Below are 9,881 nucleotides of genomic sequence, written 5' to 3'. Positions count from 1 at the left end.
GCGGGTAAGGTGCGGTTTCAGGTCATTGGCGGCCCAGAGTCTGTGCACGCTGGTGGACGAGATCCCGGCGACTCTTGCCATGCTCCGGCAACTCCATCGAGGTTCACCTATTCGCGGCTGAGTAACCTGTTCAAGGACACGGCACACGGCGTCAGCCGGCAAAGACGTTTTGCGCCCACGACCCGGTTTGTCGAGCAAACCGTCCAATCTCAGCGTTTGAAAGCGCTGGCACCAACAGGTGATCGTGGGGAGTGAGAAGCCGGTCAAACGAGCGATTTCTATCCGCGAACAACCTTGGGCTGCCAGCAGGATCAGCCGGGCGCGACGGCCGTCGCGCTGACTGATGGTGGCCGAACGTACTCGTCGGCTCAGTTCGGCTTGTTCTTCTGGGCTGAGGACAATCTCTTGGGCGTTCACTTGCGTTCCCCCGAGCGCTGAATGACAGAGGAAGTGTAGCCAAGACCGCAGAAAAGTTATTTCGAGAACAGCACACTAGTTGGCGTAGGCGAAAGAAAGGTATTTCAGTTTAGGTCGGGCGGCCATGACTTAAGCGGGGAGCATTAAAGTTTCTTGCTCTTATTCCGATAACGCAGTAATCCTACCTCATCGCAATCACAATATTTCATGCAGGATCTTAGTAATAATGAGAAGTATAAAGCGAACTACCAAAACTGCTTCCGGGGAGCACGCTGCCATTACTAGGCGAGAAAAATTTCTCGAACTCACGAAGCGAGTTTCATTAGTCGGAACCGCTCTTTTCTTTTTTCTTTGTATCACTCCGACTCAATGGCGACTTGTATCATTTTCAACGACTATAATCTTTCTTGGTATCGCGATCGCAATTAGTGTGATGCAAATTCTCCACCCAGAAAAATATGATCTCAATAAATTCGCTGGTTTTTTGGGAGGCATAGTAAACTGGTACGATAATCTTGAACGCTATCATCAACTTTACCTCAATGTTATCCTGTTCCTCCCTTTTCTGGGATATCTTTACTTGCTGGACCCCAGCAATTTATTTGCACCGACCGCGATAGTATTTTTTATTTACTGCCTAGGCGTGGCTGCGCATGATGTTTATCGCATCTACGCAATCCTCTATGAAACTACGGTTGGCAAGGGGTTGATCGCCATCGCATTTGCTGTTGGCTCCAATCTCGCGTTCAGCGTCTCGGGAAAAATAATCGGTGGAATGGCTCATGTACCCCCTACAACCTTTCCTCATACTTTGGCTTTTTTAGCAATATTCGCGATTCCATTTCTTTTTATTGCTGCGGGAGCAATTTTTATTCCTATCTCAGTTGCAATGGCTCCATTTTTCATTTATGGATCGACTTTTGCGACAAAAGCACCACGACTTATGAAATGGATTTTTGGAGTTAAGGTTAATGATAAAGGCAGTCGCTACGCTGTTGCTACAGTTATTTTTCAGGTAATTTTCTATTTGGCGATTTGGACTTTGACACCAGCAACATTTTTCCTTCTGCTAAATAGATACGATCAACAAATAGAATGGGCTATTGGACAATCGATATACGAACTCGATATGTATCCAGGCACAGAATGCAAGATGGGTTTAAGTTATCGCCAAGCATCGCTAGGCGACGAGAACTATATTTTAGCAAGCAAGCAATCAGCGGGCATAACATTCGAATCGCCAAAAAAATGTGCTCTCTGACGAGCCCCTTATGCGTATTGAATCGACCGCAGAAAAAAGGGCCCATAAAGGACCATTTTCACTTACCCCAAAATCACTGCCCCAGCCACGGCTCAACCGTGGCTGCGCCATGCGCGGATTTCCACTCTTTCAAAATTTTGTGATTGCCGCCTTTAGTCTCGACAACCTCGCCTGTATGAGGTTTTTTATAAACTTTGACCTGACGGGGCTTGCGTGAACCCGTCTGCTGCTGAGCTTCCGGGGCGCTGCGGGTCCAGTAGATTGATAACGTCCTTCAGGAGCAAGTGCATCGCCGCTCCGCGCAAAGTCCATTGATCCTGCTCGAACTCAAACACCCAGGAGCGGGGCTCACCGTTGAACAGATGTAGTGGTCTAATGAAACCGGACACCCATTTAGGCGAAAATGCTCGCCAGATAGAGGTGTCTGATGACCAGCAACGTCGTTCCTTTTACGCTGAATTCAAACGCGAGGCCGCAGACCTCATGCTTGATCAGGGCTATAGCCATATCGAAGCCTGCCGTTCGCTCGGGGTGGTCAGGAGTCGCAATATGGCAGCCGTCAGTTTCCTGGCGTTACCGCATGCGCCAGAGCATGAGCCGCCGGGGAAACTGCTGGGAAAATGCGCCGATGGAGCGTGTGTTTCGCAGTCTGAAAACTGAATGGATACCGACCGTGGGCTACGTGACGGCCCAAGAAGCACACCGAGACATCAGCCATTATTTAATGTATCGGTATAACTGGATTCGACCGCACCAGTTCAACAGTGGGCTGGCCCCGGCTCAGGCCGAGAAAAAACTTAACGTCGTGTTCGGGATTAGTTGACCACTACAACCGCTCTCTACTGAACAGATCATCGATATCCAGCGCTTCGAGCCTGCTCTGTTCAGCGCGGGGCGATACGTAATTCTCTTCTTCGTTAAAGTAATTCTCCATGCGGTAGGGAATGTCGTAGGCGTCAACAATCTCATCCTTCATCGAGTTGGTGACGGAGACCTGCCAGCTCGTGAACTTTTCATCAATCATGGCGAGAAGGGTTCTGTTGGCAGCATCCACGTCCTCACCTTCGCTGAATACAATGCTCTCTTCGAACATCTCATCGAGTGAGTCGCTCATAAACTGATGAGCCAGCCTTGTGAATGGTTCTGTTGCTTCATCTGCGTCATTCAGCTCAAGTATGCCTATCAAGTCGCCCAAGGCCGGCAGGTCTTTTTCGTCTACCCCGAGGTTGATTACGTCCAGCACATATTTCTCAACAGCAGCGGGTGTGGCAATTTCTTCGTTCACCGCATCTGCCAGAGTCACCAGGCAGCTCTCGCAATTCCTAGTGACTGGATTGCTCAGGATGACGGCGGTGACATTTTTAATGCGCCTGATTAACTCGGCTTCGCTAAGGCCTCTTTGGGTGTTTATATAAAGCTTGGCTAGGTACTCCGGCGGACTACCCTCAAAACCAAGACTTTCTTCATGCTCAAAAAGTGATCTACGCATGCCCATCGCCGTCTCTCCAGAAATGTCTTCGTTTCTTGTCATATCCTGAAGTATTTTGATGATGTTCAGGCTGCGTAAGCACTTAAATAAAGTTTCGAGCAGCACCGAATCCTTCGCGTATCGATGCAGCAAAAAATCGCCAAGGGAGGGGTTAAAAAGTTTGTAGGAGCGCTTCTCGCCTGCCATCACGCGCGTCAGCAGTGAATTTGAGAGATGCCGAACTACGAAGCCGAACTCACGTTTGCCCTTAAAGCTTGCATGTTCAGGCATGCGCAGACCCACGGCATAGGCCTTAGCAAGATCCTGCTCAAGAATGTCGTTCCCGTTAAATGCGACCAAAAGCACCAAGAATCGACCAAAGTCGTCGAGCTGAGCGTCGAATGGGTGCTCCCAGATTCTCGTTGGGTTATCCAGGAGGTTGGTAATGTGATTCCAGTATGCTTCGGCGGGGATATCGACCAAACGCTGCGGGTCGGTGATGAACTGTATGATGCGTGGGTTAAAATTGCGGTGTCCAATAACCCTGTGGTAACGCTTATCTACGTAGAATGATTCTACATGCTCAGGGCTCAGCCCCGAATGCCATATATGGTTGTACAGGATGTGGGCTTTATCGAGGCTTGAGAGTGATTGTAGCTTGATCTCCATTTCGTTGCGGTTAACGTTGCCATTCTCAAAGGCATCGTTCAGGATTCGGCCCTGATTCAGAATAGTAGATCGTGATGTCAGTACAAACTTCTTCGTCGCCCGATCACGATGAATCCGCTTGATGAAATTGACGATCTGGCTCCCCTCATGCCCGGATAATGCTTCTAGGTAGTTTTTTCCCAGGAAATCGTCGAAATAGAACAGCTGCGGCCTATCAGGCATATAAGCTTGCTCGGCCTCATGAATATCATGGCTGACGGAGAGAAATTCGAAGCCGTTTTTGGCGTAGAACAAGATGAGCTGCTCGGCGAGCGTAGTTTTTCCGATCCCTGCTTGGCCAGTGATGATGACCGTCCCGAGCTGGTTGAGCTTATCGACAGCCCATTCGAAGTTTCGGGTCTGGACGAAGATCTTCGACTTCTCAACGATCTCGATCATCATCGCATCGCTACGACCCATGATGGCATTGTTCAGCAAGTGAACAAGCACCGTAGCGCTGCTAATCCAGAGCTTGAAGTGCCTTTGCTCAACCCTCGGATGTAGGGCAAGTAGATCATTTAGATCCTCCTTACCGTAGACGCTCACCGGGCAAGGCGCTCCAAGAGCCTCTATCAGCTCGTTCTTGGTCGACCTCGACAGCGGATGGGATACCACGAGAACGTAGCGCTCGGGCTTAAGCGCAGCGACCTTAGGTGCCTCCGATGAACGCACATGGGCGACAAGTTTGGAGAAAGAGCTAGCCGGCCGGTGTTTGGCCTGTAGGATCCACTCACCACCGTTCGGGCTGAAATAGCGGCCATCCACGCCACCATCTCGACCGGCTTTGAAGCGTTCAAATCGAACGCCCTCAGAGGCACCGATGAGGTCGGTGCACAGCACCTCGAATTCTTTGTCGTTGAGACGCGAAAAATTGTAGTCGTTCACTCTTGCACCCACTCCATGACAAGTGCGCAAGATAGCATTTTGCCGCTTTGCCTGGTGCCCACTAGGTCTCCCAGGTGGGGCTGCAAAAGCCAACGTGCGCTGCACTGATGGAGTACAAATGGAGCAAAAGCATGCGCACGCAAGGGAAGCTCTTGAACACTATCGCGCTTCGGTGAAAGAGCAACGAGACCAGGATTTGACCCGCCACGAATCCCAGATCTATCAGATGCAGCAAGAGGTAACCGTCCTTCAGCAGACATTGATGGTCAAGCAGGAAGAGATCTCCCGCCTTATCAGGGATAACCAGCACTTCATTGCCGAGAGTCGTTAGCATGCCAAGGAAGCCTCACAACATCGTGAAGCTGTTGAAACCTTACGTGGTGACCTCGGTATTGCCAGTGCTGCGACGGCGCGCGCGGAAGGCGCCAAGGAATTGCTCGCTCGGCAACTTGATACCAAGTCAGAAGAGGCCATTGAAACCCACATGGCTAGAACAGCGGCCGAGCAGAGAGCAGAGGAGTTATTAGCGCAGTTAGAACTGTCTGAAACAGAGCTAGTGAATCGCCCTGGGTTTCGTAGACACCTGTTTGCCTTGCACTGAGGTCAATCAAGCTAGGTTTATGAACATCATTCGATGAACGGCCGCATTCGTTTCGAGGACTTTGAGTCAGTAATCTCAGGCCCGTGAGTGGCTTATGAACATCCGACATCGCCCACTTGTTAAATTGTGTATTCGGAACACATCCCTGACGACTTCAAATTAGCCTGCATTGACGCTTAACGATGGCTAACCACTATGTGGCGACCTCAATCCTTTAAGGTCGCAGCTCGTTTGGTACTCAGCCTTTTTGCAATGCTCGGGGACGTTGGCTACGTTGCTCAGCCGCTGGGTCAGCGGCTGGCTGGAGCTGGAAGTCGAACTTCATTTCTGCATAACGACCCGCCACACCACGCGCACCATCTTCGCGGAATACCACGTCGCCTACCAAGCCTTCGCGGGTGGCGTATGCGAAGTCGTCCCACAGGTATTTCTCGCCAGACAGGTTGATTTGGGTCGTCAGATGTCGATGGCCCGCTGCCGAGATAAAAAAGTGTACGTGAGCCGGTCGCTGGCCATGACGACCAAGCAGGTCCAGGCATTCTTGAGTTGGGCCTTGAGGATCGCAGCCGTAACCCGATGGCACGATGCTGCGGGCGCGATAACGGCCCTGTGCATCAGTCATGATGCGTCGGCGCAGGTTGTATTCGGACTGGCTCTGATCAAAGAACGAATAAGTGCCTTTGGTATTGGCGTGCCACAAGTCAACCGTGGCTCCAGCTACGGGCTGGCCTTGGGCATCAAACACTTGGCCCTCCAGGAACATCACTGTCGCGACGCCCTCTTCGCTGCCGTCGTCCATCCGGGCCTCGCCCTCAACCACCGGCGCGCCGGCTACATACAGCGGGCCTTCGATGGTGCGCGGCGTGCCACCCGTCAAGCCAACTTGCTCGTCCTTGACGTCCTGCAGCAAGTCCAGGAAATGCTCCACACCCAAACCTGCTACCAGCAAGCCCGCTTCGCTGCGCCCACCTAAACGGTTGAGGTAATCAACAGATTTCCAGAATTCATCTTCAGTAATGTCGAGGTCTTCAATGATTTTGGCGGTGTCTTGCAGCACGCGCAGGATGATGCTTTTCAAGCGCGGGCTACCGTTATCGTTGCCAAAGCCGGCGGCTTCTTTGAAGAAGCTCTGGATAGCGTCAGTGTGGGTAATTTTCACGGTCATATTGCTCACCTCATCTTGTTCTTGTGCAAGGGATTGAACGGGGTTGCGACAGCGTCAACGGTCGTCGCTGTGGATCGATGATGGATGGCGACACACCCCGTTAATCTCGATATCCATGTACGGGAACAGAGGCAGTTGCATCAGGGTGTCGTGCAGTGCTTCAACGCTGGCCACGTCAAACACGCTGTAATTGGCGTAGTGCCCGGCGATACGCCACAGGTGGCGCCATGTGCCTTCGCTCTGCAGGCGCTGGGCCAGTTGTTTTTCGTCTGCCTTGAGTTGAGCAGCCTTGGCTGGCTCCATATCAATCGGCAGGTTCACAGTCATTTTTACGTGGAATAGCATGGGATGCTCCTTGAGTCAGGGACGACGAAAATGCGCCAGACGCTCTTCGTCCAGCGTCAGGCCCAAGCCCGGTGTGTGGGGAATGTGCAGTTCAAAGTCGCGATAAATCGGCGACTCCGTCACGATGTCAGCCGTCAGTAACAACGGGCCAAACAGCTCGGTACCCCAAGTCAGTTGTTTGAGGGTGAGAAAAGCGTGAGCCGACGCCAGGGTGCCAACCGAACCTTCAAGCATGGTGCCACCGTACAAGGCAACCCCGGCTGCTTCGGCGATCTGGGCAGTGCGCAGCACGGCACGGGGGCCGCCGTTTTTGGCGATTTTGAGCGCGAACACACTGGCAGCCCCGTCTGCAGCGAGACTGAACGCATCCTCGACACTTTCGATGGACTCATCGGCCATGATCGGTGCCGGGCTGCGTAGATTCAGGCGTACCTGCCCCGAACGATTGACCCGTGAAATAGGCTGTTCGATCAAGTCGATGCCGTTGTCGCCAAGCACCTGACAGCCACGAATAGCTTGAGACTCGTCCCAGTACTGGTTGACATCCACGCGCACACTGGCGCGATCGCCCAAGGCTTTTTTAATCGCAATAACATGCTTGAGGTCTTGTTCCAGCGGGTTGGCACCGATTTTGAGTTTGAAGATCCGGTGGCGGCGTGCTTGCAGCATGTGTTCGGCTTCGGCGATATCCCGAGCGGTATCACCACTGGCCAATGTCCAGGCCACTTCCAGACTGTCTCGTACTCGTCCGCCCAGCAGCTCGCTGACCGGCAAACCCAAACGCTTGCCCTGAGCATCAAGCAGAGCGCTTTCGATACCCGATTTGGCGAACGTGTTGCCTTTAGCGATCTTGTCCAAGGTTTGCATGGCAGCGTTGATGTTGTCCGCCGCCATGCCGATCAGCATCGGCGCCAAGTGCGCATCAATATTAGCTTTGATGCTTTCCGGGCTTTCGTATCCGTAGGCCAGACCGCCAATGGTGGTGGCTTCGCCGATGCCTTCAACGCCATCGCTGCAACGCAGGCGCAAAATCACTAGGGTTTGTTTTTGCATGGTGTGCATCGCCAGCTTGTGCGGGCGAATGGTCGGCAGATCGACGATGATCGTCGTCAGGCTTTCGATCAGAGCGTGGCTCATCTCAGTCTTCCAGTCAGGTGAATGTGCAGTTAGTTAGGCGCCATCAACCCAGGTCGCCGCCGCCGACTGGCAGGGTCACACCCGTGATGTAGGACGCTTCGTCGCTGGCTAAAAACAAGATGGCCCCAACCTGTTCGTCCATAGTGCCGTAGCGTTTCATCAGGCTGCTGCTCAAGGTCTGATCGACAATGTCCTGATACCAGCCCTTCTCTGCCGGACTCTGTTCAGCGGTGTTGCGCGCAATCCGTCGAGGTGGCGCTTCGGTGCCGCCTGGCGCGGTTGCATTCACGCGAATACCGCGCTCGGCGTTCTCGAATGCCAGGCACGCGGTGAGCGCATTCACTCCACCTTTTGCCGCGCCATAGGGCACGCGGTTGAGGCTGCGGGTGGCGATGGACGAAACATTGACGATGGCACCACTGCCCTGCTCGATCATGTAAGGCAGCACGGCATGACAACACCACAACGTAGGGAACAGTGAACGACGTACTTCAGCCTCGATTTCTTCGACCTGATAATGCTCAAACGGCTTGGCCCAGATAGTGCCGCCCACGTTATTGATCAGCACATCCAGACGGCCAAAGGTCTTGACCCCTGCGGCCATCACTCGGGCGCAGTCAGCGTATTGCTCAAGGTCCGCGGTCAGGGTCAAAACGCCCTCGCCTTGCAGCTCATGAACCAGCTCGGAGCGATCGACAGCGATGACCTGCGCGCCTTCGGCCAGCAGCCGCTCGCAAACACGACGTCCGATGCCTTGGGCCGCTCCCGTTACCAGCGCAACTGTGTTATCGAATCTGTTGCTCATGACAACCTCGAATAAAAAGGAGGCGTGCCCATGCCATTCTCGGCACGCCCCTGCAAAAAGGGATCAAGCCGCAGCGGCAGCAAATTTCTCGTAGTAAAAGTGGGCGGGTGTGATGCCCTGCTCACGGATGTACACGCTCACGGCTTCCACCATTGGCGGCGGGCCGCACAGGTAAACGTCAACATCACCTGCGTTGAGATGGCTCGGTTCGATGTGCTGGGTGACATAACCCTTGAGCGGATGCTGGCTGTCCGGGTTGGCTACGCAAGCACTGAAGCTGAAGTTGGGAATCAGCGCACTTAAGGCTTGCAGGCGTTCCAGTTCGACCAGATCAAGGTCATTGGTCACGCCGTAAATCAGGTGTACCGGATGCGGGCTGCCCTGCTCGGCTATTTTTTCGAGCATCGCCGTAAAAGGCGCCAGCCCCGTACCGCCGGCCAATAGCAGCAATGGCCGTTCAATCTGACGCAAGTAAAAACTGCCCAATGGCCCGGCCAAGGTCATGCTGTCGCCCGCCTTAGCAATGCCGGTCAAAAAGCTGCTCATCAAGCCGCCAGGCACGTTGCGTATCAGAAAGCTGACTTCGCCATTCTTTTGCAGGCTGCTGAATGAGTAGGCGCGGCTCTGTTCACTGCCCGGCACGTGTAAGTTGACGTACTGCCCCGGCAAAAACGCCAGGCTGCTGAGCGATTCGCCTTTGATCGACAGCGCAATGGTGCTTTCAGACAACTGGCGCACGTCACTGATGGCGGCTTCAAAACTGGCTTGCTGGGTTTTGCACACGGCTGAAGACGCTGGCACACGCAAAACACAGTCACTGGCAGCGCGCATCTGGCAGGTCAACACGTAACCCTGTTGCACTTCGTCATCGCTAAGGGCGTCTTCAATAAACTCATCGCCCAGCTCATAACGCCCAGCCTCAGCGAAACATTTGCACGTGCCGCAGGCGCCATCGCGGCAATCCAGCGGAATGTTGATGCCCTGCCGATAGGCCGCATCAGCGACAGTTTCTTGGCCGTTGGCCTCAATGAAGCGGGTCACACCGTCTTCAAAGTTGAGCGCAATCTGAAAGCTCATAAATGTACCTCG

Annotated in this window: 9 protein-coding genes and 3 pseudogenes; 4 read left to right on the top strand and 8 right to left on the bottom strand. The window is 53.4% G+C overall.

Going from position 1 to position 9,881, the window contains the following annotated elements; translation table 11 throughout:
* The coding region (locus tag ACZRJQ_RS03295) for a helix-turn-helix domain-containing protein (protein WP_463976960.1) at positions 1-417 on the bottom strand (417 nt) is incomplete at its 3' end.
* Between the two features lie 226 nt (positions 418-643).
* Here ACZRJQ_RS03295 and ACZRJQ_RS03290 point away from each other — a divergent pair.
* A complete protein-coding gene (locus ACZRJQ_RS03290) occupies positions 644-1,678 on the top strand; it encodes a hypothetical protein (RefSeq protein WP_154905924.1) in 1,035 nt (344 codons plus the stop codon).
* A gap of 73 nt (positions 1,679-1,751) precedes the next feature.
* Here the strand turns inward: ACZRJQ_RS03290 and ACZRJQ_RS03285 are convergent.
* Positions 1,752-1,956, bottom strand: a pseudogene (locus tag ACZRJQ_RS03285) (histone-like nucleoid-structuring protein, MvaT/MvaU family); the annotation flags it as partial.
* Between the two features lie 97 nt (positions 1,957-2,053).
* On the opposite strand from ACZRJQ_RS03285, the pseudogene ACZRJQ_RS03280 reads away from it, so the two are divergent.
* Positions 2,054-2,167 (top strand): annotated as a pseudogene (locus tag ACZRJQ_RS03280) (hypothetical protein); the annotation flags it as partial.
* A gap of 47 nt (positions 2,168-2,214) precedes the next feature.
* A pseudogene (locus ACZRJQ_RS03275) lies at positions 2,215-2,501 on the top strand (integrase core domain-containing protein); the annotation flags it as partial.
* A 3-nt stretch (positions 2,502-2,504) separates the two neighbouring features.
* On the opposite strand, the gene ACZRJQ_RS03270 reads toward ACZRJQ_RS03275, so the two are convergent.
* Complete coding sequence (locus ACZRJQ_RS03270) at positions 2,505-4,739, bottom strand: nSTAND3 domain-containing NTPase (protein ID WP_154905923.1); 2,235 nt, start codon at positions 4,737-4,739, stop codon at positions 2,505-2,507.
* A 118-nt stretch (positions 4,740-4,857) separates the two neighbouring features.
* On the opposite strand from ACZRJQ_RS03270, the gene ACZRJQ_RS03265 reads away from it, so the two are divergent.
* The gene (locus tag ACZRJQ_RS03265) at positions 4,858-5,070 is read left to right on the top strand and encodes a hypothetical protein (RefSeq protein WP_191624538.1); all 213 of its coding nucleotides are present in this window, start codon (positions 4,858-4,860) and stop codon (positions 5,068-5,070) included.
* Positions 5,071-5,578: 508 nt separating this feature from the next.
* Here ACZRJQ_RS03265 and catA read toward each other — a convergent pair.
* From catA to benC, 5 genes are all read right to left on the bottom strand, one after another.
* Positions 5,579-6,505 carry a catechol 1,2-dioxygenase gene (catA, locus tag ACZRJQ_RS03260; RefSeq protein WP_463976959.1) on the bottom strand — a complete coding sequence of 309 codons (927 nt, stop codon included), beginning with the start codon at positions 6,503-6,505 and terminating at the stop codon, positions 5,579-5,581.
* A gap of 54 nt (positions 6,506-6,559) precedes the next feature.
* The gene (gene catC, locus ACZRJQ_RS03255) at positions 6,560-6,850 is read right to left on the bottom strand and encodes a muconolactone Delta-isomerase (protein WP_463976958.1); all 291 of its coding nucleotides are present in this window, start codon (positions 6,848-6,850) and stop codon (positions 6,560-6,562) included.
* Between the two features lie 15 nt (positions 6,851-6,865).
* Complete coding sequence (locus ACZRJQ_RS03250; protein WP_463976957.1) at positions 6,866-7,987, bottom strand: muconate cycloisomerase family protein; 1,122 nt, start codon at positions 7,985-7,987, stop codon at positions 6,866-6,868.
* A gap of 43 nt (positions 7,988-8,030) precedes the next feature.
* A complete protein-coding gene (locus ACZRJQ_RS03245) occupies positions 8,031-8,792 on the bottom strand; it encodes a 1,6-dihydroxycyclohexa-2,4-diene-1-carboxylate dehydrogenase (protein WP_463976956.1) in 762 nt (253 codons plus the stop codon).
* Between the two features lie 63 nt (positions 8,793-8,855).
* On the bottom strand, positions 8,856-9,869 hold the full coding sequence (gene benC, locus ACZRJQ_RS03240) for a benzoate 1,2-dioxygenase electron transfer component BenC (RefSeq protein ID WP_463976955.1): 1,014 nt from the start codon (positions 9,867-9,869) through the stop codon (positions 8,856-8,858).
* Positions 9,870-9,881 lie beyond the last annotated feature (12 nt).

The sequence above is a fragment of the Pseudomonas sp. E315 genome (assembly GCF_055406205.1).
The sequence above is the reverse complement of the archived record's forward strand: the minus strand, read 5'-3'. Positions and strand labels throughout refer to the sequence as shown.